The 24,769-nt window shown below is 62.0% G+C and carries 16 protein-coding genes; 4 read left to right on the top strand and 12 right to left on the bottom strand.

The window, feature by feature from the left end:
* Positions 1–3: 3 nt before the first annotated feature.
* The gene (locus L0U80_RS02950) at positions 4–2,322 is read left to right on the top strand and encodes a condensation domain-containing protein (protein ID WP_233862421.1); all 2,319 of its coding nucleotides are present in this window, start codon (positions 4–6) and stop codon (positions 2,320–2,322) included.
* 48 nt (positions 2,323–2,370) lie between these two features.
* Here the strand turns inward: L0U80_RS02950 and L0U80_RS02945 are convergent, their stop codons facing one another.
* The 3 genes from L0U80_RS02945 to L0U80_RS02935 all read right to left on the bottom strand — a co-directional run bounded on the left by L0U80_RS02945 (position 2,371) and on the right by L0U80_RS02935 (position 6,615).
* Entirely contained in the window at positions 2,371–3,357 is a 987-nt protein-coding gene (locus L0U80_RS02945; protein ID WP_233862420.1) for a cupin-like domain-containing protein, read from the bottom strand.
* Between the two features lie 152 nt (positions 3,358–3,509).
* Positions 3,510–5,390: an HAD-IIIC family phosphatase gene (locus L0U80_RS02940; protein ID WP_233862418.1), complete on the bottom strand. Its 1,881-nt coding sequence runs from the start codon at positions 5,388–5,390 to the stop codon at positions 3,510–3,512.
* 175 nt (positions 5,391–5,565) lie between these two features.
* Positions 5,566–6,615, bottom strand: a complete 1,050-nt coding sequence (locus tag L0U80_RS02935; RefSeq protein ID WP_233862416.1) for an SGNH/GDSL hydrolase family protein — start codon at positions 6,613–6,615, stop codon at positions 5,566–5,568.
* Between the two features lie 655 nt (positions 6,616–7,270).
* On the opposite strand from L0U80_RS02935, the gene L0U80_RS02930 reads away from it, so the two are divergent.
* Together L0U80_RS02930 and L0U80_RS02925 are read left to right on the top strand one after the other, a co-directional pair.
* Positions 7,271–8,560, top strand: coding sequence for an oligosaccharide flippase family protein (locus L0U80_RS02930; protein WP_233862415.1), 1,290 nt, complete (start codon positions 7,271–7,273; stop codon positions 8,558–8,560).
* A gap of 93 nt (positions 8,561–8,653) precedes the next feature.
* Positions 8,654–10,423 (top strand): GMC oxidoreductase, encoded by a 1,770-nt coding sequence (locus tag L0U80_RS02925; protein WP_233862414.1) that lies wholly within the window; start codon positions 8,654–8,656, stop codon positions 10,421–10,423.
* Between the two features lie 45 nt (positions 10,424–10,468).
* Here L0U80_RS02925 and L0U80_RS02920 read toward each other — a convergent pair whose 3' ends face one another.
* From L0U80_RS02920 to L0U80_RS02885, 8 genes are all read right to left on the bottom strand, one after another.
* On the bottom strand, positions 10,469–11,566 hold the full coding sequence (locus L0U80_RS02920) for a glycosyltransferase family 4 protein (RefSeq protein WP_233862413.1): 1,098 nt from the start codon (positions 11,564–11,566) through the stop codon (positions 10,469–10,471).
* 50 nt (positions 11,567–11,616) lie between these two features.
* Positions 11,617–12,555, bottom strand: coding sequence for a glycosyltransferase family 2 protein (locus L0U80_RS02915; protein WP_233862412.1), 939 nt, complete (start codon positions 12,553–12,555; stop codon positions 11,617–11,619).
* A gap of 178 nt (positions 12,556–12,733) precedes the next feature.
* Positions 12,734–14,149, bottom strand: a complete 1,416-nt coding sequence (locus L0U80_RS02910; RefSeq protein ID WP_233862411.1) for a hypothetical protein — start codon at positions 14,147–14,149, stop codon at positions 12,734–12,736.
* A gap of 75 nt (positions 14,150–14,224) precedes the next feature.
* A complete protein-coding gene (locus L0U80_RS02905) occupies positions 14,225–15,442 on the bottom strand; it encodes a glycosyltransferase family 4 protein (RefSeq protein ID WP_233862410.1) in 1,218 nt (405 codons plus the stop codon).
* Positions 15,430–16,539, bottom strand: a complete 1,110-nt coding sequence (locus tag L0U80_RS02900) for a glycosyltransferase family 4 protein (protein ID WP_233862409.1) — start codon at positions 16,537–16,539, stop codon at positions 15,430–15,432. The genes L0U80_RS02905 and L0U80_RS02900 overlap by 13 nt, the downstream gene beginning before the upstream one ends.
* 249 nt (positions 16,540–16,788) lie before the next feature.
* On the bottom strand, positions 16,789–19,029 hold the full coding sequence (locus L0U80_RS02895) for a polysaccharide biosynthesis tyrosine autokinase (protein ID WP_233862408.1): 2,241 nt from the start codon (positions 19,027–19,029) through the stop codon (positions 16,789–16,791).
* A 35-nt stretch (positions 19,030–19,064) separates the two neighbouring features.
* Complete coding sequence (locus L0U80_RS02890; protein ID WP_233862407.1) at positions 19,065–20,321, bottom strand: polysaccharide biosynthesis/export family protein; 1,257 nt, start codon at positions 20,319–20,321, stop codon at positions 19,065–19,067.
* 102 nt (positions 20,322–20,423) lie between these two features.
* Complete coding sequence (locus L0U80_RS02885; protein ID WP_233862406.1) at positions 20,424–21,494, bottom strand: sugar transferase; 1,071 nt, start codon at positions 21,492–21,494, stop codon at positions 20,424–20,426.
* 568 nt (positions 21,495–22,062) lie between these two features.
* Here L0U80_RS02885 and L0U80_RS02880 point away from each other — a divergent pair.
* Positions 22,063–23,463, top strand: a complete 1,401-nt coding sequence (locus L0U80_RS02880) for a glycoside hydrolase 5 family protein (protein ID WP_233862405.1) — start codon at positions 22,063–22,065, stop codon at positions 23,461–23,463.
* Positions 23,464–23,471: 8 nt separating this feature from the next.
* Here L0U80_RS02880 and L0U80_RS02875 read toward each other — a convergent pair whose 3' ends face one another.
* Complete coding sequence (locus L0U80_RS02875) at positions 23,472–24,485, bottom strand: glycosyltransferase family 2 protein (RefSeq protein ID WP_233862404.1); 1,014 nt, start codon at positions 24,483–24,485, stop codon at positions 23,472–23,474.
* Between the last annotated feature and the right edge of the window lie 284 nt (positions 24,486–24,769).

Genomic DNA, 24,769 nt, shown 5'->3' with positions numbered 1-24,769 from the left:
CCGATGAATGGCATAGCCGCGAATTTCGCCCCTGCCCAGCAGACCGAAACCGGCCACGCGCTGTTTCCCGCGACCGCGTGCCAGGTGCGGTTCTGGCATGAGCAGAAGGCATCGCCGAAGGCCTCCGCGCTGAATATCGCGTTCCGGCTGCAATTGTCGGGGCCGCTCGATGCCGCGAGCATCGAACAGGTGCTGGCCGAGCTCGTCGCGCGCCACGAGATCCTGCGCACCGGCTTCCTGATGACGGGTGCGGGCTTGCGCCAGCAAGTCTGGAGTCACGCACCGTTTGTGCTCGACGTGATCGACCTCACCGACCTGGACGAAAAGGACGCGCTTGCCGAGGCCGAGCGCGTCGGCGGAAAGCAGGCGCGCACGCCGTTCGACTTGTCGTCGCCGTCGTTCTTCCGGGCCGTGTGGTTGCCGAGGTCGTCCACACAGGGAGAATTGCAGCTGACTTTCCATTCGCTCGTGATGGACGGCTGGTCCTTCGCGATCCTCACGCGCGAACTCGTGGAAGGACTGGCCGCGCTTCATGTTGGCCACGATGCCGGACTTCCCGATGTCGATCTGCACCACGGCGACTACGCGCTCTGGAAAGAGGAGTTCCTCGCGAGCGGCGCCCTCGATCGCGCTCGCGCGCATTGGCGCGGCGAGCTACACGATTTCAGCCGCTTCGACGTGCCCGGCGATCGTCCGCGTCCACAGGAGCGGCGCTTCCAGGGCATCATTCGCTCGACTCTGTTGCCGGGCGCGCTGAGCGAGCGCCTCATCGCCGCCGCCAAAGCGCAGGGCGTGACGCTGTTCAGCGTTGCGGCCGCAGGCCTCGCGATGGCGCTGCAACCGGCGGCCCGCCGCACGCGCGTCGCCATCAGCACGCAGATGTCCGTGCGCGATCAGCAAGAACTCGAAGGCGTGGTCGGGCCGCTCATCAATACGGTGATCCTTCGCCTCGACGTCGCGCCGGGCAGCACCCTCGCGTCGGTCACGGCGCAATGCGGCGCGAAGCTCAGTGACGCCATCGAACATCTCCACGTGCCGTTCGAAGAGATGAGGGAAATGGCCGGCGAGGCCGCCGACATGAATCAGCCGCCACTCTGCTCGGTCAATTTCGCGTTGCAGCAGAGCTTCGTCGGCGTCGGCGACGAGGTTCGACGTCAGGATTTCGCCGCGACGACTTCGCCCTCCTTCAACGCGGGCGCGCTCTACGATCTCAACTTCTTCATGGTGCGGCGCCCGGAGGGCTGGCGTATTTCGTGTGAAGGCGACACGGATCTCTACGATGTTGCGACGATCGACCGGCATCTGGCGAATTGGCGGGAGGTGCTGGAAACTGCTGAAATCGCGGCACATGCGCCGAGGAAAGCGGCGGCGAGCATCGTGCAAGGCGTCGGCCCGAGCGGCTTCATGAGTCAGGCCGAGCTGGCAGAGAAAGCGCGCAATATCGTGCGATACAACGAGGATGCGCCGGGGACGCCCGTCATCGCGCTCAACAACATGGCCGTGCTCTATGGACTGGCGCAGCAGATCGGCGCCGAGCGGCCGCTCATCGACATCCCGATGGTGCCGGAAGGAAGCCCGCGCGCGTTCCCGCCGCGCGCGTTCCAGGACCTCGCCGCGGACGCCGTGCGGCTGATCCGGCTGGCCCAGCCACAGGGGCCTTATATCCTCATGGGACACTGCGTGCTCGGCGCCATGTCGCTGGAAGCAGCGCATCAATTGCGGCGCGACGGCGAGACGGTCGAGTTGGTGATCCTCAACGACTCGTGGTGCCCCGGCTATCGCGAGATGATGCCCTGGTACGACCGGCAATTGCGCAAGCTGCAGGTGCGCGCGGACAACATCCCGCGCGACTTTCGCAAAGCCCTGCGCGGCGAAGCCTCGATGTACTCGTTCCTCAAGCAATACCGGATCATCCGGCGGCTGGGCATCGCGGACCTCGCGCTCAGGCTCGGCCTGATCAAGGGCGAAACGACAGAGCATGTACTCGCCGATAAGCGCTGGTACATCGAATATCTGCTCGCCCAGCAGGCGCGTTATCGTCCGGCGCCCTATGACGGCGAAGTGCAGGTCTTTCGCAGCGATCAGGTGCTGAGGGGGCGTCTGTTCGACTGGTCTCTCGGATGGCGGGAGGTGTTGACCGGCAAGATGGTCGTCACGGAGATTCCGGGCATGCACGACGAAATCTTCCGTCCGGCGGGCGCGGCGATCATCGGCCAGCAATTGCGCGATCGGCTGTCCACGATCGAAACGGACAGCGGCAATGAAACCGGTGTCGACCAGCAGGATGCACCCGCCGCATTGCCGAACCGCGCCAATGCGTGAGTGTTCGCTGGAGCACGCTCGAGCGTGCTCCAGCGAAGCGGGCTTGGGTCAGTGCCGAACCAGCCGGCGGACCGCCTTCAACGGCGAACGCAACCGGTTAATCGGCGTGTGGATGACATCGGAAAAACTCTTCGGATTGCGGTGTTCCAGCGTCGAGAGGACCGTTCTCTTCACGCGGTCGCGCATGGGCGAAAGCCCAGGCGGCAACGGATGCATGCCCATGCTGCGAAGAATGTAATTTGCCTGATAAACCCTGGCGCGCGCATCGAGTGGCTTCAGGCAATAGTTGATGCTGATGCTCACCGAAATGTTGTCGTCGTTCTTGACCCAATGCGGCGCGAGTGACGGGTTATGGACGACTTCGCCCGGAGCGAGTCGATAAACCGTGCCGCGATCCTGCAATTCCCGCCGATACAGCGCCGCTTCGAAATTACCGCTGTAGTAAGTTTCGATCTCCTTATCCGTCAGCAACTCGCGATCGTTCGGCGGGAAGAGACATACGTCCTTCGATCCCTGCAACTGGAAAAGGAAGTTGGTTTCGTGATCGATATGAAATGGCGTTGCGATCTTCGGCGACGAGAGCAACAGCGTCATCGAGACCCAGGTAATGTCCCGGTGCAATGGCCAGCCGGACAGACTTTCAAGTTCGGACGTCACCGTGTCGAGGACCTGCGCATACTCGGCGTCGTAATTCTGCGCGCATGTGAGCTTGACCCATGTTCCGCTTTCGCCAAGACGCGCAATCGTATCGTCCAGCCGCGCGTCCTTTGGACTGGCGCTGAACTTCGAGGCGACCGTACCCTGACTGAAATTAAGCGCAGTGAAACTGCCCGGCCTGTCGATCATCCGCCTCGCGACCTGCGCGATTCGGGGAATCTCGAACAAACCGCTCTGATGCAACGTATGAGTGAATTTGAACGAATTCAGATTGAAATTGCTTTTGAATTCGTCCTTGCAGGCCTGAAGAATCTTGCCGTCTGAGGACAGTGTGCTTGAAGTGTCGGCTAAAGCCTCATTGGCGCCGTCATGGGACATGGTGCACCTCGCAGCTTGGAGAACACTGTCCCTAGCCTACCAGCGTGCCCACCGCCCCAATGTGCGTCGACGAACATCTGTGCGGATGCTTACATTTCCCCACCAATTTTCTATTTTTTTCTTTTCTTTTGTTTACTTTTTCCAGTGCCGGTCTAGCGCCCCTGAATCTGTACAGGAGGAAAATCCGACGCACCGAGATTCTCGATTTCGATGTACGGCGGCGGCTCATGCACGGCGTTCGCGCGCAATCCCGCCTGCGTCTGGGTAAAGCCGATGCGCTGAAAATAATCGTGGCACGTCGCGTTCTTTCCGGTATCGATCAACTCGGCCCGGATCTCCGGGTGCGATTTGAGCGCCAGCCGTGTCGCAATCGCGCCGACAACCAGCTCCGCGCCCAGTCCAAATACACGGCACGACAACACGACCTGCACGATAGTCTCGTTGTTGATCAGACAAACCGAGACGATGCCGTTATCGATCAACCTGTCACGCAGCGACGACACGACGCAATAGCCGCCTTTGCTGATGAACTTCTCGAACTCGGCTTTCTCCCAGCGCTTGCCGGTTGTATTGAATTGATTGGTCTTGTTGAGCAGCTCGAACGCACGATCGAAGTGCCGGGATTTTGGCGTCCTGATCAGGAAGAACGACTGGCGAAGCTCCAGCGACGTCAGCCACGCCTCGCGCGATACGCCGCTCGTCGCAGTGAAGCCGGCTTCGCGCTGCGCGAGGGCGCGCACGAGATCCGTGCGCTGCGAGGATTCCGCAGTGACGAGCGGAACCTGAGTTTCGGCCGATCGCAGGATGATGCGCCGCCAGTCGTAATGATTTCCGCCGAGGCACCGAATGTCTGGAATCGCCGCCTTCACCTCGGATAGCTCGCGGTCGTTGTCGTCGATGAAAACGCAGTTGCCGGGAAGCAGATTGACTTCCTTCAGGATTTCGAGGATGTTCTGCGACTTCGGCCGCCAGTTGATGCGGACACTGGCAAAGTCGTCGAGGGTGATGGCGCCGCGCCAGATCGCGTTGAACCGTTCGATGGTGGGCGCTTCGTCGTTCTTGCTGCAGATCGCCAGCAGGCCGCCGCGCTTCTTGAAGAACATCAGCGCTTCGGCAAGTCCTACCGGCCAGCCTTCGATGCGCTCATCCAGACTCACGCCGTCGCCTTCCGCCGCCACGCCCCGCCACATCGTATCGTCGAGATCGACGATGATCAGCTTCACCGGGTTTTGCTGCGCGACGATCTTCACGATCGCCTCGATCCGCGACAGGATCGCAAGCGAAAATTCGCGCGTGGCGACTTCATGGGTGACGACATTGACGAGCGCTTTTGGCGCGTTCAGCCGATTGGCATCGCGCTTGAAATCCCAGTCGTTGATGAACGAGGCATGCGAACTGCTCGCGAGTACATCGTCCTGCAGATGTCGGCGACCGACGAAATTCAAAATCTCATTGGCGTCGAGAAAATAGCCGTTACTCGTTTTCCGGACCGTATCGGACAACAGCCGGTTCATCTCGCGAACCAGACGGGCGGGCGACGTCGGGCCGAATGGGTCGATGAGATCGCCCATGTAATTAAAGCTCGGCTCGAAAAACGACATGAACAAAACCGGAACCGTCGTGATCTTCTCTACGATCTGCGCGACCTTTTGCGCAATCAGTTCCGCCACCCGCTCGAGAAGAGCGCGCGCCTCGTCTTCCGACTGGAGCCGGGCAAAGACCATGTCCACCACGGGCTCGGGCATTTGCGTCGCGTCGCTCAGAATGTGACGCAGCGTCAGGCTCGCGACGGCCACGTCGTCGGTCGGGCTGGCGTCCGGCACGGGATTGTATTGTTTCGATCCCATCAGAATGTGCCGGATCGTATGTCCGCTATTCACGCTGCGGCTCGCGAGAATGTCGACGCCGCACGTGCCGATCAGAAGTATGTCGAGCTTGCGCGAACCGATCGCGAGCGAGGTGGGCGCAAGCGGCAGATTGACGAGTTTATCGGCGACGGACGTGTACAGAAAATCGCGGATAACTTGAGACATTGCAGTTCCCATAGTCGACAGCGCATGCAAAGCGAAACGCGCCGCGGCCTTGTAGCGGTCGAAAATCGCTCGAAATACAAACTCGTCGTGCGAGCCGATCACTTCACGCAATTAATATGATGTCGAGTGTGGTCGATCTGCGTGCCGGCGAATGTTCGCCGTCACTCATGGCGCGCTACTTCGACGAGGCCGCGGACAATGGCCGCATGCCTGCTGCAAAGCTCGGCTGCAGAAAGCCGATGACCTCGGCATCGGTAACCGGTTTGAGGTGCAAACCGAATGCAGTGTTCAGCGAGGTGACGAGGTGCTGCGTCCACAGCGTGTTCAAGACCACGCCCGCATGACCGTCGGACACGAGGGCATTGTGCGGATCGTCGCCAATCGTATTGGTGATCGCCCAGCCTGGTGACAGATGCACCGTCTTGTATGCCGGCCGGCCATGGTCGTCGCGTGCGCCCCACACGTTTCTGAACCAGGCGCGATCGTCGAGAAAGTAGACATGGCGATCCGCCGCGGCCAGCTTGCGCAAGCCATTGTCGAAACGATCCATCCCCGCATCGATATTGGCGATCTCTCTCGCCGATTGCCAATTGTCGAACTCGTCCGACCAATCCGCATTGCTGAGCACACCCACAAGCACGACATAGGTCTGTGGATGCCGCTTGCGGATCAGGGCGACGGCCTGACCAATTGCGTCGATGCAGCCGTCGATCAGGGCGATGGGACGCGATGCAGTCGGATCGCGGGACAGTGCATCAAGCACATCATGCCCGCCGATATCGTTGACGCCGATCCGGATCAGCACAATGCCGCCTCGCCAGGCTTGCGGCTCCGTGTTCATCAGATCGACAAGACGGATCGCCTGACGCTGCGACTGTCCCATCAATTGGCCGCACCAGGCGCCGCTGACCGCGAAATCGTAGCGGTAGTCCTCTTTGGGCGGCATGCGGGCGGAAAAACCGAGGACTTCGTTGAGCGCGGCGCGATATTTGCCGGCGCCCCAGGCACCCCATTCGCCGAGGTCGATCTGATCGCCGCGCAGCCGGGCCAGCACCTCGGTCCACTGCCACGTGGTCGCGCGCCAGGGGCCGCCTCGCTGGCCGGGATCGCCGAGCATCAGCGTGTCATGGTAGGACTGGCTGTCCGAATCGCCGAGCACTGCCAGCCGTATCCTGGCGGACACCGACGACACCGCGGCGGGTGGCCGATGGAACAGTTCAGCCACGGCCAGTGTCGCAAAAGTTACGCCAGCCACGGTCAATGCGCAGCAAAACGCGACCAGCAACGCTAGAGGCAAACGACGCATAGTCCAACCGCCTTCTCCAGTCTGACCCGACATGCACGGCGCGCATAGCCGGCTCCACGCCCGAGCTGCACACGTTCGTGCAATGCCAGGCAAAACGCAGTGCGCCCCGCAACAGGCCGGGCATATCCCGCGAAATTATAGAAATGCCCGGCCAATGCATGCGAATTAACTGCCCCAGAACGTGGTGTGGGCCGCATTGTTTGCGATCTTGCGCACCACGCATGACGCGGTGCGGCACGGCCTCACAAACGATCGTCGTCGACGGCAAATAGCCTGTCCTGCGTACGCCCTCGCACTAACGTGTCACCTTCCGTTGTTCACAATAAGCGCCAGGACCGTGTGTGCGCGCGATCCCACGCAACACCACGCAACGTCGCGGATCGACCTGGACCGAAATGTCGAGCCCCGCTGCGCGAAAGACGCGCCGCACGCACTACGAGAGCGAGCCGTTGATCCGTTCGGCCGGTCAACTGGGCACAGCCTGAATGCTGAGACGTGACCTTTGTGAAGTCACTCCCCCGCATTTGCATCGCCTCGTGCGAACAACAATCAGATTCCGGTACACGGGAAATTCATGAATCCAGTGAAGTCCTCAAGAGCTCGTGCAGAGCTGGCGTCGACGTATATCGCGTACATCCTGCGTTACGTCTACCCCATCCTGCTCCTGCCCTTCTATGCGAGAACGCTAGGGGCGACAGGATACGGCGTCGTACTGGCCGGCATGTCGCTGTCGAATTCGCTCATGCGATTCACAAGCTTCGGATTCCCTACCGTCGGCGGACGTGACACGGTCCACTCCACGAGCGACGCCGAACGCGCGACAATCCTGTCGAGCCAGATGACCGGCCGGCTGCTGCTGTGTATCCCGACCGGGATTTTCGGAATCGGGGCCATCGCGCTTTCGCCCGTGCTTTCCGAACACCCCCTGCTCAGCGGCGCGGCAGTACTTCTCGGCCTGCTCGGTTCATTCAACGTAGGCTGGTATTTCACGAGCACGGGGCGAGCCAGGCGAAGCGTCCTGATTGAGGTCGCCGGATTCGTCATTTCGCTCGCCCTCATCTTCACGTTCGTGCATCAACCTTCCGACCTTGTGTGGGTCTTCCCTTTGCTGTTGGCTTCGTGCTTAGGCCAGTTGGCGCTGGCCTTCGGATCGATCCGCCGGGAGTTTTCCAACTGGTTCTCGTCGATACGCGACGGCATCGATTTGATCCATCGCTCGAAAGTCATTTTTATCTTCGCCAGCACGTCCGTTCTGATGATCAACGCCTCGACGTACATCCTGTCCATTTTTGCGCCGGTAACCGAGGTCGGCGCGTTCGGCGTGGCCGAGCGTCTCATCTCGGTCGGTCTCAGCCTCACGATGCCCGCAGCGCAGGTGCTCGTTCCGAAGGTCCAGTATCTGGTTACCGTAGACCCCGCCAAAGCCAACCGACTCGCGCGGCGAATATTGGCGTTCACCCTGATTGGCGCGATCGGCGCAGTCGCCTGCACGATGCTCCTCGCGGATTGGGCCGTGCCGTTCGTGCTCGGCAAAGATTTTCAGCAATCCGTTCCCGTGCTTAAGGTTTTCGTGCTGGTCTTGCCGTTGAGCGTGTCGAATCAGTGGCTCGCCCTCTATTTCCTGATTCCCCGTCATCGCGAAAGCCTGCTCGCCCGCGTCGGCGTGGCGAACGCGATTGTCAACCTGCTTGTCGCCATTCCGCTCGCGATCCATTGGGGGGCGATGGGTATGGTGGCTGCGCGGCTGACTGGAGAACTTACGTTGTTGACGGCGCTGCTCTTCTGCCTGTTTCGCTCCGGTCTGATCCGGCAAGTCTTTTCGACCGGCGACACCGTGATCGCCTTGCGCCCGCGCGAAGAATAACGCGCGATTGATGCGAATGAACCCGGTCGCACTCGTTATTCCCTTTTTGGGCACCAGAATCTATCTTCAACGCGAAATTGAGGCCATTGAAAGATGACGCACTTTATCGATTTCGAAGAAGACGCCGCGTCGCCCATCGGTAGCGAGCCATTTGATCTCATCGTTGTTGGCGGCGGTGCCGCTGGATTGACCATCGTGCGTGAACTGTCCGGCCTTGGGCTAAAGATTCTGCTTCTGGAAAGCGGCGGACTCCAGGAATCCTCCGGCCACGAGGCACTGAACCGGGTGGAAGTGCAGGGGTCGCTTAACAACGTTGACATTCAGCAGGCGCGTCAAAAATTCCATAGCCACCAATTGAAGTTCTGGAGCGGCGAGACCCAGAAATTCGGTGTCCGGTGCCGTGTCCTGGGGGGATCGACAACCCGCTGGGCAGGCAAGGTGGCGCCCTTCGACACGGTGGATTTTGTTCAGCGCGAGTGGATACCGAACTCCGGATGGCCAATCGATTCCGCGGCCATCGCACCTTATATCAATCGGGCCGCCGAACGGCTCGACCTGGGACCGATCATCCACGATCGCGCGTTCTGGGACGCCGCGAAACTGAAGGAACCGGCCGAAATTACGCGAATGCAAAGCTTGACGTCGTTCTTCTGGCAATTCTCCCGCGATCGTCACGACACACTGGACGTCATGCGATTCGGACCCGAATTCAGGCGAGAGACACATCACGACGTGACGGTCGTGTTCAACGCGACGGTCTCTGCGGTGACGCTCGACGCAGATGGGATAACGGGGGTGGAGATCATTTCATCGCTCTCTGGTAGCAGGACGAGTACCGTTCAATCGGCCCACGTGGTGCTCGCCGCCGGCGCGATAGAAAATGCCCGCTTGCTGCTCATGTCGAAAGATCTCGCGGGCGGCGCGCTCGGAAATACTCATGATGTAGTCGGGCGCTACCTGACCGATCATCCGTGCATATCGCTGGGCACTGTTTCGCCGGACAGCCAGACACATGCCGCCACGTTGCTGGGGTTTTTCCCGCTGCAGAAGAACTATCGAGTCTTTATCTATTCTCACGGACTCGCTCTTCGCAAAGAAGTCCAGAAAGGCGAAGGTCTGCCCAACATGGCCGTTTTTGCGGATATGCATATTTCGAATGATGACCCCATGCTCGCGCTGAAGCGGTTGGCAACGAGGCAGAGCGAGCGTCCGATGTCGGATATGCTGCTGGTCGTTAAAAGCCCCGGGATGGTCCTGAGTTTCGTCGGTCGCAGAATCCTGGGCAGCCCGAAAATGCCTTACCGGCTGCGCCGCCTGATTGCTGACGCCGCAGTTCTGCTGAATGCCAATTTTGTTGCTCGAAACTACGCGGCTAAAGGCACTGCGCGAAAAATTGAAGCGCTTACGCTAAGTCTGATTTGCGAGCAACCACCGTCGCCCGATAACCGTATCACGCTGTCCGACCGACGCGACCGCCTCGGGCTCCCGCTCGCCCGTATTACATGGGAGGCGGGTGATTTCATGAAGCGGGCGGTCCTGACGTTCGCGCAGCTTTTGAAACAGGATCTAAACGCCGCGGGTATCCCGGGGTTCGAACTTTCGCCGGAAATCGCAGCGGGTGACACGGCGAAGATCGTATTGCATGACATGGCCCATACTGCCGGGACCACGCGAATGGGGCTGAACCCCGCGACGAGCGTCGTGGATGACACATGTCAGGTACACGGCATACGCGGCCTTTACGTGGCAGGCGCCTCCGTTTTCCCGACCAGCGGTCACGCCAATCCGACGATGGTTATCATGGCGCTCGCGATCCGGTTGGCTGACCATCTGAAGTCGCGACTGGTGGCGCACCGCCGCTAGCACGCTTGAGACGGTTGGACGGTGTTGGAAGGAGCTCTATTCCCCCTACGTGGGCGTCACGGCATTAACCGCCTCAAACAGCTTTCGCGCCGCCTGTTTCCACGTGAAGTTGCCGGCCTGCCGCCGGCCCTCCGATATCATCGATTGCCGTACCGTTTCAACGTCGAGCAGTGTTCGAATGTTCTGGCTCCACGCGTCCGGATCGAAAGGGTCTGCATAAAGCGCGGCGTCGCCGCAGACCTCCGGAAGCGCCCCATACGGCGCAGCCACAACAGGACATCCCAGCGCCATGGCTTCCAGTGGCGGCAAGCCAAATCCTTCGGTCAGCGATGGGAACGCAAGCGCGCCGGCGTGCATCATCAACCCCACGAGTTCAGGATCGGTGACGCGGCCGGCAAATTGCACATTGGGCGGCACGGCATGTCCGAGGTTTTCGAAATCGGCTCGACGTGCCCCGCCGAAAAGCACGAGCTGCACGTCCTTCAGTTGAGGCTTCGCGAACGCCTTTAGAACGATCGCGATGTTCTTGTGCTTCTGCGTAGTGGCGAGCGCGAGGACATAGCGCCCCGGCGTGAGATTCAACGTTGCGAGCTGTCCGTCGTCCGGCGGTATCCGCAGAACATGATCGCAGCCGTTATGGACGACGACGATTTTGTCCGCACTGGCAACGCCATAATGGACGAGCTCCTTCTTCGAGAACTCCGAGACGGTAACAATGAGCTTGTGCCGTCTGCCGATAAAAAAGAAAAGAAACTTGTACCAGAGCCTGAACGACCGCGAATACGAATCGGGTGCTGAATACACCTGAGCGTCGTGTATCAACGTCGCGCAATCGCGATGATAGAGCGGCCCGAGATTGCAGAGATTGAGAATGAAATCCTTTCTGCGAGCCACCGGGAGATAGCATTGCTCCCAGGCGATTCTGTGCATCCCGCGAGCCAGCGAACTCTCGTGAACGCACAGAATATTGCGGTAAGACGGAACGTTGACGCCCGTCCTGATTACCACCGCATAGTCGGCGCCGCTCACGGAATGCTCGGCAATCAACGCATCGGTTGCCGCAATGAGTTGTTCGGCAACCCGATGCACGCCGGTTGGCGCCGCCCCGAAGAACTTGCCGTTGAACGCAATCGTCTTGTACATACAGCACCGTCTCATTGGCAGAGGGTCAGGCCGGGCCGCTTAGCCGGCTTTTATAGCTTTGCCGCCCGCTCGGGTGTCAGCCTGCCTCGTACGAAATCCCATAATCCGATCAAATTGCCGCCCAGCCTTCCCCGGCGATCGATCCACGGTTCCGGCGAAATGCTTCGCACGACATTGCTCGCGACGTTACGCAGAATGTGATCGACCGCATCGCGCAACGGCATGGTTTTCTTGCGCACCAGATAGAGCGGATTGATGACCTGTGAATAGCCGAGCTTGCGGCCTGAAACCCTGCCCGCCTTGACGCCCAGATGCACACCGAGCGCCGTGTTGATGCGAACGACGCGATAGCCCAGATTCCAGATCTGGCCGCCAAAATCGCGGTCCTCCTGCCAGCCATAGAGAACGAGGCGTTCATCAAAACGCAGTCCCGCAATGCTGCTTGCCCGAAACGCCATGTTGCAGCCGTAAGGGCCACCGGTCGAAACGACGTTCATGCTTTGCGGAGGGTCGCTGGTCTTTTCGAGTATCGCCAGTCCTTCTTCAACGGAGTAACCGGGTCCGCGAGCGCCATCGGCGAATACCGTTCCGGTGACGCACGCAATGGCGGGATCACTATCGAAGGCCTTTAGCGCTTCTGCAGTCCATCGGCCATGCATGAGGAAATCGTCGTCAAGGATGATCACAACGTCGAAGTCAGCCGGCACATAACTCAATGCATGATTACGTTGCACGGAACTGCCGGGCGGCCCTTTGATCACGAGTATTCCGGGCCGGTTTGCGAGATCACCTGCGTCCTCATCCGTTACGCAGGAGACGATGATCAGATCCGGCTTTACCGTCTGCAAATCGACCAGCGCAACGACGCGTTCAAGCACTGCCGCCCGGCCGCGAGTGGGAAAGATCAGACAGATCTTCGCTTCCTTGGCGAGCGATGGCTCGCTCGTTTCCCCCGACAGGATCTCCCACGGACAGACATTCGATTTCAATCTTCACCTCGTAGGTCAATGCGTGCCCGAAATCATGCTCGAATGGGTACTTCTCCCGAATCCGTAAAGCATCCCTACGACGATATCGATACGCAATCCGTCGCACTGCTGCTTACCCCACGCAAACGCGTGCATATAGAGCGCTTACGTACCAGGCAACCGGAAGCGACGCGGCCAATCATTCATGAACTTGCTGCGCAAGCCATCCCTGACGCTCGGGCACGCGTCGCGACGCACTCAATGGAAGCGCGCCCGCGGCGGCTGCAAACAGGTAGAAACACGAGCCGAGTTCGAACACCCCGGCCGCCAGTGAAGCCGCGATCAACGTCGCGATCATGCCGTGCCGTGCCGCGTAGGAGACTGCGCGCTCGGTTGGCGGGTACTGGGCAGGCAGAGGCGCCAGGAGCGACTTGCCAACGAACAACCCGTAGCAGACCACGCCCACGACGCCGAGGTTCGCGAGCACCACCACGAGAAAGCTCGACGAGCGAATACTGCCGAGGCCCACACCGATTCCGTATGTATCGAAGAAATTTTTCACACCCTGCGCGTTCCAGCTCATCCGCTCGACGCCCGAATCGCTAGCGGCCTTGCCCAGTACGGCGAGATTGACGAAATCGCCGAGCACCTTCACCACGCCCGGCAGGAAGAGCACGGCGTAGAGCGCGGCCAGCACGCCCGCGCAGGCGCAGAGGATCCAGAGGCGCTGCTTGCGCGCGACGGCGCTGCGCGCGATGCGGCCCGGCCGGCTGAACAACTGCACGAGTAAGTACGTCCCTAGCCCCGCATAGGCCGTCCCCGATGTGGACAGCAGCAAGAGCATGCCCGTCCCGAAAGCGAGCGCGCCGGCCACTTTCCGGCGATAACCGACCAGCCAGAGATTGAGGCAAAAAGCAAAGAGCGGCAGCGTGAAGCTCGCAAACGCGGATGCTTCGCTGAACGTCCCAGAGATGCGAATCAGCCCACCCATGACCTCGCCGCTCAGATCGGCGTACTGAGCCGTCTTGATGACCGACATCACATCGAGGCCGACCGCATGCGTGCCGACATCGATCACGCCCGCGAGCACATCGAGAAACGCAAGCAGAAAAATGCCGGTCGCAAGCGCGCGATACGCGCCGCGATATTTCAGAAGCGCATACATGCAGCCGTACAGGACGACATCGCCAAGGCAATAGGTCGCCTGCGAAAGATTGCCGGAAACGGGGCCGAGCCGCTGCAGCATGACAGCACCGGACATCGTGCGATCAACCGGAAAAACCAGCGTCGAACCGCGAAGGAGACGCGGCAGCACAATGGCGCCGAATACGCCCCACAGGCTGGTGCAAAGCAGCCAGAATCCGGGCTTGTCGATCGCAAACGCATTGGCGATCTGCTTGCCGCCCGCAAGATTGAAAGCTCTGACGACGAAAAAAAGGAGAAATAGCTGCGCGGGCAGAATACCGATCCCGCCGGGTAGTCCCAGCGCAAGCGTGCATCCGAACAGCGAATACACTGCCATCCAGTAGATCGCGCCGCGAAACGACGTATACAGTACGGCGAGTCCGGTGACGAATACCACCAGGCCGAATATCGTCAATCCCACTTGCTTCACCCCCACATCCGGTCACCGCGTGCGCGTGCTTGCTCGTGCTTGCTCGTGCGTGATCGGACTCGTTATCGCAATGTTTCAGGCTGAGCGACGGCGACGGATCTCCGGCACCGGATCGGCGCTCACTCTGTTCGCGGCCATCGTCCGCTCGACCACCGCGAGGAATTCGCGCTTGAAGCGCTCCCTCGTAAAACGCAGGGCATTGCGGCGGCAAACTTCCGCGTTAAACGGCGGGTACTGTTCGAAGCGCTCCACGGCATCGACGATAGAAGCCACGCTCTGCTCGTTGAAAAAGAGCCCCGTCGCCCGTTCCGAATCCGACGATTCGACGACGATCTCCCGCACGCCGCCACGACGCAAAGCAATAACGGGCGTACCGCATGCCTGCGCTTCGACGACCGAAATACCGAAGTCTTCTTCCGCAGCGAAAACGAATGCGCGCGCGCGTTGCATGAAATCCACCAGCCGTTCGTCGGACTGATAGCCGAGCAGCGTCACATTTGGACCCGCGAACGCCTTCGCGCGCGGCATATCGGGACCGTCGCCGATCACCACGAGGCGACGCGAAGGCATCGCCGCAAACGCCTCGACGACGAGCGGAATGCGCTTGTACGGCACCATGCGAGACGCGATCAGGTAGAAGTCCTCGCGCTGCGTGCTCAGTGCGAACCGTTCGACATCGACCGGTGGATAGACCACGGCGGCATCGCATCCATAGACCTTGTGAATGCGTCGCCCCACGAAGGCCGAATTGGCGACGAACGCATCGACGCCAAACGCGGTGCGATGATCCCAGATCCGCATGTAGTGCAGCAGTAGGCGCGCGAGCCAGCTCTTCATTCCGCGCCGCAGTCCGGCCTCGTTGAGATATTGATGCTGCAGATCCCACGCGTAGCGAATCGGCGAATGTACGTAGCTCACATGGACCTGATTCGGCCCAGTCAATACACCCTTGGCCACGGCATGGCTCGACGAAATCACGAGATCGTAACTGGACAGGTCGAACTGCTCGATCGCGAGCGGCATCAGCGGAAGATATTTGCGAAACGATTTGCGCGCTCGCGGCAGATTCTGAATGAAGGACGTATGCGCGTGTTTTCCGCCGAGCACGCCACGCAGCGACTCGGGGAAGAAATCAACGAGGCTGTACAGATCGGCGTCCGGAAAGATCTGCAGAATCTGCTCGACGACCTTCTCCGATCCCGCGTACGCAGCGAGCCAGTCGTGCACGAGCGCGACGCGGCCAAAGCGATTGACGTCGTTGACAGGGCTTGTGGCGAGTATCACATTAGCCACGGCGAAATCTCCTCGATCAACCTGGCCGCGGTGGCGCGCCAGGTCAGTTCACTCGTGCGTGCGCGGCCGCGCTCGCGCAGGCTCGCGCGCAACGCGGCGTCGGCGGTGATCCGTTCGAGCAGGCACGCGAGTTCTGCTGGATCGTCCGGCGATGTATAGAGCGCCGCGTCGCCGCACGCCTCCTGCACAGCCGGAAGCCTCGACGCGATGACCGGACAGCCCAATGCCAATGCCTCGACAGGCGGCAGCCCGAAACCTTCATAGCGCGACGGATAGACAAAACACGCAGCACGCCGATAGAGCGCGGCCAGTTCGCCGTCACTCACGTAACCGAGGTGCTTCACGAACGCAGGCAACGCGCTCTCGCCCGCTTCCGCGCCATACACGCGCGCATCGCCACCACCCACCACCACGATGTCGAATTGCGCATCGACGATATGGCGCGCCGCCTCGGCGATGAGCCGAAAATTCTTGTGCCGGTTGAGGCTTCCGACCGCGAGCACGAAGGGACGCCCGTTCAGCCTCGGCGCCACACCCTCTTCGTCCTCTTGCACGCGCAGCATGTGCTCGCCGCTCTCGGACACGACGCCGATCTTGCCTGGCGGAATCCGGTACGCATCGCAGAGTTCGCGCCGCGAGAATTCCGACACGGTAATCACGCGCTGCGATACGCGGCCAATGCACGGCGCCATCAGCCGATACCACGCGACGAAGGACCTGCTGTAACTATCGGGCACGCGCGCGGGCGCTGCGTCGTGCAGCACCGTCACCTGACGGCGATACAACAGCGGACCCGAATTGCAGAGATTGAGCAGCAACCGGCCACGCGCCGCCTGGGGCAACGCGAACTGCTCCCAGCGCAGACCGCCGCCTTTTCCGCTCGCGCGCAATCCGACGTGCCGAAACGGATTCGGCACACTGGCCAGCGCTTCGGGCACGACGATCTCAGTGCGCAATCCAGCGACGAGCGGATCACCCAGTTCGATCAATTGATCGAGCGCGCGGATCGTCTCGAACGCGAAGCGATCGACACCCGTCGCACGGCGGCCGAGAAAGCGGCCATTGATCAGCAGGTTGGGGGCTTGCACGGGCTTCATCGACAAAGTTCAGGGCATCGTTCATGACTGGACGTCATCCGCGTGCGAAATAACTGCGACACACGACCGGACTCGGCAAGCCACGCCACGCAATAGATATCGTCTTGAGTGTCGCCGATCTTTTGCGCGGAGAATGTTCGGCGTCGCTCATGCCGAACCCGACTTTGTATGCGAAGTTATCCTGAACAACTGGACGAACAGTGCCACCACAGGGCGGAGGCACCGCGCCCCCGCCGCATTCGCCACACATCACCGCTCCGGCGTTCCGACGTCCTTGGCGAATCCGTAGCTCGAATAGCCATACGCGGCATAGTCGTTGCCGTATCGGCCCGGACGCGATGTGATGTCGTTGAAGATCACGCCGCGAATCGGTACGCCGACCTGCTCGAAGCGGCGCACGGACTCGCGCAGATCGGCGAGACTCGTAGCCCCCTGGCGCGCGACGACGAACACCGTGTCCGCGAGCTTGCCGATGATCCCCGCATCCGCCACCGGCAAGATCGGCGGCGCGTCGATCAGCACGAGGTCGTACGTCGCATTGGCCCAGTCCGTGAATTCCTTGAAGCGCTCCTGGCGCAGCAGCTCGCTCGCGTTGGTCACGTAGCCGCCGGTCGCGACGAAGTCGACGCCCGGCATCACATCGCGGTACACCACTTCGTCATAGGGCCGGTTGCCTTCAACGATGTCCGCGACGCCGGGCGTGCTCGGTACGCCCACGTGCCGGTTCAGCGTGCCGCGACGCAGATCCGCGTCGATCAACAGCACACGCTTGCCCGCCGCGCCGAACACCGCGGCCAGATTGACCGAGACGAACGACTTGCCCACCATCGGCGTCGGCCCTGCCAGCAGCACGATGCGATTGGCCGCCGTTCTCAGCGAATATTCGAGCGCGCTGCGAAAACCGCGCAATCGCTCGACGGCCGCGTCGAAGACTGCCGTGTGCGCGAGCACCGTGTTCTCGCCCGGTGCATTGTTCGGCAGGCGGCGCGTGAGCGTCTGCTGCACGCGGCTGCGCGGCAGAGCGGCGAAGACGGCGAGGCCCGTGCCCACTTCGATCTCGTCCACGAGCGTCACGCCGCGACTCAGCCGCTGGCGCAGCAGCACGAGCGCGATGCCGACGAACAGCCCCGTGAACATCGCCGCGACGACGAGAACGGCGCGCTTGGGCCGAACCGGCGTATCCACGGGCACCGCAGCGTCAATCATGTGCACGTTCGACACGCGGCCCGCTTTGAGCAGGCGCATCTGCTCGCGGTTGTTGAGCAGATTCGTATAGATGTTCGTATCGACCGTCACTTCACGCTGCAGGCGCACGAGCCCCTGCTCGACGGGCGGCAGCGCGCGCGTCTGCGCGGAAAGCTCGCCGAGCGACCTCTGCGCTTCGTCCAGTTCTCCGTTGACCGCGACGAGCGCGGGATTGTCCGGCGTGAAGCGCGCCATCAACTGCGCGCGCTGCTGACGCAACTCCGCGATACGCTGCTGCGCCGTCGCCGAACTCTGCAACAGCGCTGCCGCTTCGGCACCGAGGTTCACGGCGCCATGTTCCGAGCGAAACTTGTTGTATTCGTTCTCGGCCGTTTCGAGCTGCGTCTTGAGTAGCGGCAGCTGCTGGTCGAGGAACGCAATCGACTTCTGCGCTTCTTCCTGCGTACGCTGCGCGTTCTGCCTCACGTATTCGTTGCCGATCGCATTGAGAATGTTGCTCGTCAGCAGAGGGTCGTCGCCGTCGAGCGCCACGCCGATAACATCAGATTCCTTACCCTTCTCCGAAATCATCAGCCCGGCCTGCAAGGTTTGAATCGCGCTCAATTCGGATTCGCGAGCCAGATCGAAGCGCGTGCCCGCTCGCGCGTCGATGCCTTTCACGAGCAGGTCGATCGCACCGCCCACGACCGGTTCGTGCAGCAGCTGGCCCACCTGCCCTTTGAGCTCGACGCCCTCTGACTCCAGCGTATAGGCGCCGTTGCCGTGATAAGTCACGACGAACGGCTTGCCGTACATGCGGTTCGGCACGTCGAACTGGGCCACGTCGATCGCTTCGCTGCCCCACGCGTACCCGCCCCATCGCAACCACTGGCCAAGGTTCAGATGCCGCGCCGCCCAGTAGCCGATTACCGGAAAATAGCGGGGCATCGCGCGGATAAAGAGCCGCGTCGAATTCACGGCCGACGACACGACGAGCCGCGAACGCAGCACCTCCATTTCCGCGGACGCGCCGGTCTTGAGCACAAAATTGGGCGAAAGATCGGCGAGCGCCGTTTTCGCGGGATTCGGCGACTCCTCCACCTGAATGAGCATGTCCGATTCGTAGACCGGATGCGCGAGCATCGCGTACGTCACGCCGACGAGCGTGAAGATCGTCGTGGCGATCAGGATCGTCTTGCGGCCTGCATAGAGCGTATCGAGCAGATCGCCCATGTGGGTGCTCTGGGGAGCCATCGGTGTCACCGGTTCCGCCGGACCCTCAAGCAGGTATTCGCGCTGGTTCATCTTGTCCTCACTACAGGCGTGCGTTCACGCAGGCATCAGTAACCGATCGCGCGACTCGCCGCAGCGGCCTGGGTCGTCGGCAGGATCAGGCTGATGACACGGCTCCACTTCACGAGAGCCGACGTGTCCACGAACACGACATCATTGGGCTTCAGTTCGAACGAATCGGCGGTGGCCATCGCGGAGGCATTGCTCGCGTCGAGATGAAACACGACCGGCTTGCCGGTATCGCGACCGCGCACGACGTAGATCTGCGACGCGTCGGCCGACGCCTGATTGACCCCGCCCGCGTTGCCGAGCGCTTCGTTGAGCGTCATGCGGCCGTTGTTGAACATCACGCCGCCGGGACGCTGCACCTCGCCGACCACGAATACCTTGCTGTCCGTCTGCGCAAAGACACGCACGAGGTCGCCGTCGCGCAGGATGATGCGATCGGGATTGAAGCCCTTGCGAATCATGTCCGGCATATCGATGAGCACGGTGCTGTCGCCGCGCGTGATCGCGACGCGCGAACGGTCGGCGTTGCTCGTGAAGCCGCCCGCGCGATTGACGGCCTCGGGCAGGGTCATGGGCCGGTCATTGAGCACTTCCACGCCCGGCGTCTTGACCTCGCCGTCCAGATACAAGCGCTTGCTGCGATAGGTCTCGATGCGGACCGTGACCTGCGGCTGACGCACGTATCGCGCGAGCCTGGCCGCGAGGGTATCGCGCACGCCCATTTCCGAGAGGCCATCGACTTTCAGCGGACCTATATAGGCATACTGAATGAATCCGTCGTTGTCGACCGTGTAGCCCGCGGCAACCGACGTGGCCCCCGATGGGCTGTCGCCTCCGTTGCCATTCGTCGCGGGCAGATTGAGTTCGGGGTGATCCCAGACCACGATGCTGAGCACGTCGCCGGGGCCGATCGCATAGGGCGTGGGCGTGCCGAACAGCTTCTGCACATCATCTGGAATGCCTGTGGGCCGCGCCGCCGCCTCGTTTTCCACGAGATCGCCCGTGATCTCGACAACCTGACCAGACGGTGCGCCCACGATCCCCTTCTTGACCATGCTATCGGGCACCGACGCGCCCGAGGCCGTATTCACCGCCGCACTGGCGGCGGCATTCGAGCTCGCGCCGCCACCTGCCGGAGCGAACGACATGCCCGGCGACAAGGCGCAGCCACCCAATCCCGCGAGCACGAGCCACGCAGCACGCGTGGCTCTGCAACGCAGCGTCCCCGACGCGCCGAAAGCCCGCGCAATTCGCGCGGCGGCTGCGTCGAACGAGTCCTTCGCGTTCATTTTCATTGCCCTACTCCCGGTCCCCCGTGCATGCGCTCCGCGCCATTCCCCTTGGCGCGGATACTCAGCCCGACAAGCAATTCGTCTGATCCATCCCGTTCGAACGACTCAATAGGCGCCGCTACGGCGAACCACCACGGAGAACGTCCTGAACAGGATTCCCATGTCCTTCCAGAAGGTCCATGTCGTCACATAGGAAACATCGAGCGATACGCGCGTTGCGTAGTCGACGTCATTGCGCCCGCTCACCTGCCACAGACCGGTGATACCGGGCGTCACCATCAGGTAGTACTTGCCGGCGTCACCGTAGCGCTCCAGTTCCTGATCGATGATCGGACGTGGACCAACGAAGCTCATATCGCCGCGCAGCACGTTCCAGATCTGCGGCAGTTCGTCGAGGCTCGACTTCCGCAGGAAGCGACCGAGCCGCGTAACGCGCACATCGTTCTTGAGCTTGAATTCGCGCTCCCATTCGGCACGCGCATCGGGATCGCACGCAAGCAGATCCCTCAGCACCTGCTCCGAATTCACCACCATCGTTCTGAACTTCAGGCAGCGGAATTTTTTTCCATGACGCCCAACGCGGACATGTCCATACAGCATCGGCCCGCCATCGCGCCGCACCATCAGCGCGACGACGACGAGCAGCGGCGAGAGCACGACGAGGGCGCTCACCGCCGCGACGATGTCGAAGACGCGCTTCACGGCATGCCCGAACACGGCGGCGGAACCCGCTTCGCGCAACTCGCCTTTGAGCGGCTCGTGATGCCACCACGCACGCGTAAGACGCAGCACACTGAACTCGGCAAAAAACAGCGTGTGCGACGTCAGCAGCAATATCCCCGTGGTCAGCGTCCAGTAGATGAACCACGGCAGCGCAAGCAGATGATCGTGATGAATCGCGTAAAGCAGCACGAGTCCGCAAAGCTGCACCGCGAGCCACGCGAGTGCCGTGCGCCAGGCCACGCTAAAGAGTGTCTTGCCGCCGCGCGATCGCGAGCCGTACGTGCCGCACGCGGGAAACACCGACAAGGCGAGCGCCGCGCAGAATGCGACCAGCGTCGGATCGGGGTGATGCACGCCGCCCGACGCCAGGAAATTCAGGTGCAGGTGAACGGCGCCTTCAGCGCCGGCCACAATCAGCGCGATATCGACCGCGCGCTGCGTTAAGTCAGACATGGCCCTATCCCGTGCGTATCGCGTTCGTCAATCGTTCGTGGTCTGGAGCGGTCGTCTGTTACGTGCGAGCGCGGCGATCGACTTGCATCTGGCGATCCCCATGTGTTCGCACCGCCCCCATCACGGCGTACGTCATCACATTACGGAGTGGGCCCGGAGGGCACCGTGCGCAATCCCACAGACCTCGCGTGTTCGTCTTCGACACGCTTGAGCACCAGAGGGACGGCCGTTTTACAAGGAAGGGATTACGACATCGCGATGCGTTTAATCCGTGCGCTGACGCACCGACCAACACCGAATTTCGTTTTCCCCCCTGGAAAACCGGGTGGTCCGTGTGAGCGTGCGGTTCGACGTGCGCGTTGCATGCGCGTGTTTCGCCCGAATCTCACGCACGATTCAGTACTTCAGGAACCCTTATTATTGTGACTAGTCCCGCTATGTTCGTTGTCGCACATACGCGGCGCGACACGGCGCTCCAAAATGGTCTCGCCGCAGAGGCACAACTTCCGCGACGCTGGCATGGGGCAAGGCGCGCGTTACCGGGATCGCCCCACGCGAGGAAGACGCCGTGAGACATCCCTTCGCAGCTGTCGTTGCCCCGCTAGCCCGCATAGTCGTAGCACACGGTTCGCGGCACGCGCGCGCCGCGCATCCGTGCAGGCGGTTGGGCGCGCGGACCGTCGCGAGTTTTGCCGCACTTTTGTACCTCTATGCGCTCACCGGCACGTCGGTGGCGCAGGAGGCTGACGTGGTGCGCGTGATGCGCGCCGACGCCTTCCTCGAAACGCTCGCCGTCAACACGCACGTCAACTACACGGACGGCGCCTATGCGAACGTGCGCAACATCGCCGACGATCTCGCATGGCTCGGCATCCATCACGTTCGCGACGCGCCGCCGGCCAGTGGCGCAGCGCCGCTCGCGAGCTACGTCTATCTCGCGCAGCACGGCATCAAGTTCAACGTCTTGATGCATCTGGACATCGCGGATCACCTCGACCGCGCGCTGCGGCTGAACGCCGAAGTGCCCGGCAGCGTCGTGGCCATCGAGGGCCTCAACGAGATCGACAACTGGCCGGTCACTTACGGCGACCTCAAGGGCGCCGACGCGGGGCTCGCCGTGCAGCGCGAGATCTACACGCGCGTACGCGGCACGCCCGCGCTCGCTGGCGTGCCCGTCTACGACCTCACCGGCTACGACATCAAGCCGGTCGACACCCGCACGAACGCCGCCGACTACGCGAACGGACACGTCTACCCGCAAAACGGCGAGCAGCCGATGCGCAACGCGAACGGCGATTCGTGGATGGGCTCGGCCGTCCGGCTCTTCAGGAAGTTTCATTTGCCGATGGTGATCACCGAATTCGGCTACTTCTCGATGCCGCAGTCGGGCTGGTACATGATCGGCGTCGACGAACCGGCTCAGGCCAAAGGCGTGCTCAACGGCTACATGGACGCGGCAGCGGCAGGCGTGAAGCGCACCTACGTCTACGAACTGCTGGACCAGAAGCCCGATCCGCAGAACAAAAACGCCGAGATGCACTTCGGCCTCTTTCGGATCGACAACAGCCCCAAGCCGGTCGCCTCGGCGATCCGCAATCTCACGTCGATACTGAAGGACGATACGAAGCACAGCACGAACGGCGCGGCGGGCGGCACGCTTGCGTACACGCTCTCAGGCATGCCGCCGCTGGCGAGCAGCCTGCTGCTGCAGAAGAACGATGGCCGCTTCGTGCTGGTGCTATGGAACGAAACGCAGATCTGGGATCGTGCGACGGGCACGCCGGTCGCCAATCCGCCCGCCAGCGTCGGGCTCGACCTGGGCGCGAGCGCGAGCCGTGTCAACGTGTACGACCCGCTCGTTTCGGACAAGCCACGTGAAAGCCATCGAGACGTGCGCCGCCTCGACGTAAGCGTGCCCGACCATCCGGTATTGATTGAAGTGACGCTCGCGCATCGCGAGCCTGCCTGAAACCGCGATTAGCGCCGCAACAGCGCCCGCAGTGCGAAGAACGGCCGATAAACGCCCGGACACGCCGCGTAGAGAAACATCCGCACGCGGAACCCGCGCTTCACGCCCTTCGTGCGCGCGAGCAAACCGAGCTTCGCCCGGAATCCGTGCGCTGCGAAAACGTCGCGCACGTAGCGCTCGCGCGCGAGCTTCGGCACGAGCAGCGCGCGCATGCCCTCGCCGACCCCGGCAATTTCCGCGTCGCGCTGAAACTGGTCCGATTCGACGAGCCCAAAACGCGTGGTTAGCTGCACGCGCGCGATGAACTGCTCGACAGTGCGCCAGCGGCGCTTGCCCGAAAGTCCGCCGCGCCGGTAGCGCACCAGCGGCTCGCGCAGGCTGTACGCGCCGCCCGTCATCACGGCGCGAAACGTCATGATCTGGTCTTCGGCCATCGCGCCCGGCAGCATGTCGCCGAAGCGGTCGAAGAGCCGCCGGGACCAAGCATGCGCCGCGCCGACGAGCCACGGCCGCCCGCGTGCCCAGTCGTCGAAGCCCGCGTAGCTGCCGAGATCGGTCGGCGCAATGCGGCCGGCCTGCGGATCGGCGTTATCGAACTCGACGAGATCCGAGGCAATCAGATCGACGCGCCGGCCCAGCGCATTCCAGCACGTGACGAGACGATCGCAGCGCTCGGGCACCGAAACATCGTCGCCCGCGGCGACCACCAGCAGTTCGCCGTGGCTCATGCGCGCGAGTTGCGAAAGGTGTCCGGAAATGCCGAGGTTGCGCTCGTTGCGGTTGAGCACAAGGCGATGCGGGCCGCGATAGTCGCGCACGGCCGCTTCGATCGCAGAGAAGGTGTCGTCCTGGGAGCAATCGTCGGAGATCAGGATTTCCAGCGGCGAATACGTCTGTGCCAAGACACCGGCCACGGCGTCGGCGACCACGCTGACCTGGTTATAGGCGATGAGCAGAATCGAAACGAGTGGGCGCTCCACGTTGCTCACGGCAACGGGTGCGCGTTCTTCTTCCAGATTCATCGGTCTTGGCAGCCCGTACATGCGGGCAATCAGGTTTTGCCGCCCGACACCGACACCAGCCGGGACAGTCCGCGCAATCGGCCTTGCGGCCTCTCCGGGGCAGCGTGGTGGGCCATACTAGCACGCGAATGCGGCGCAACCGACGCCTATCCGACGCCTATCCGACGCCTATCCGACGCCATTCCGACGCCCAAACGTCCCCTCCGACACGCAACCGGCACGCCGCCCTCACCTGCCCGCCGGCATCGTTCCCACGGGCTCGAAACGGGCATCACCTCACCGGC

The sequence above is a fragment of the Paraburkholderia adhaesiva genome, from assembly GCF_021390575.1.
Taxonomy (GTDB): Bacteria; Pseudomonadota; Gammaproteobacteria; order Burkholderiales; family Burkholderiaceae; genus Paraburkholderia; species Paraburkholderia adhaesiva.
The sequence above is the reverse complement of the archived record's forward strand: the minus strand, read 5'-3'. Positions and strand labels throughout refer to the sequence as shown.

Bases quoted from the DNA above. Each gene is read 5' to 3' on its own strand.
- L0U80_RS02940 (WP_233862418.1), bottom strand. From the start codon at position 5,390: ATGTCTCAAGTTATCCGCGATTTTCTGTACACGTCCGTCGCCGATAAA.
- L0U80_RS02875 (WP_233862404.1), bottom strand. From the start codon at position 24,485: ATGAATCTGGAAGAAGAACGCGCACCCGTTGCCGTGAGCAACGTGGAG.
- L0U80_RS02945 (WP_233862420.1), bottom strand. From the start codon at position 3,357: ATGTCCCATGACGGCGCCAATGAGGCTTTAGCCGACACTTCAAGCACA.
- L0U80_RS02895 (WP_233862408.1), bottom strand. From the start codon at position 19,029: ATGAACCAGCGCGAATACCTGCTTGAGGGTCCGGCGGAACCGGTGACA.
- L0U80_RS02930 (WP_233862415.1), top strand. From the start codon at position 7,271: ATGAATCCAGTGAAGTCCTCAAGAGCTCGTGCAGAGCTGGCGTCGACG.
- L0U80_RS02885 (WP_233862406.1), bottom strand. From the start codon at position 21,494: ATGTCTGACTTAACGCAGCGCGCGGTCGATATCGCGCTGATTGTGGCC.
- L0U80_RS02890 (WP_233862407.1), bottom strand. From the start codon at position 20,321: ATGAAAATGAACGCGAAGGACTCGTTCGACGCAGCCGCCGCGCGAATT.
- L0U80_RS02920 (WP_233862413.1), bottom strand. From the start codon at position 11,566: ATGTACAAGACGATTGCGTTCAACGGCAAGTTCTTCGGGGCGGCGCCA.
- L0U80_RS02950 (WP_233862421.1), top strand. From the start codon at position 4: ATGAATGGCATAGCCGCGAATTTCGCCCCTGCCCAGCAGACCGAAACC.
- L0U80_RS02925 (WP_233862414.1), top strand. From the start codon at position 8,654: ATGACGCACTTTATCGATTTCGAAGAAGACGCCGCGTCGCCCATCGGT.
- L0U80_RS02900 (WP_233862409.1), bottom strand. From the start codon at position 16,539: ATGAAGCCCGTGCAAGCCCCCAACCTGCTGATCAATGGCCGCTTTCTC.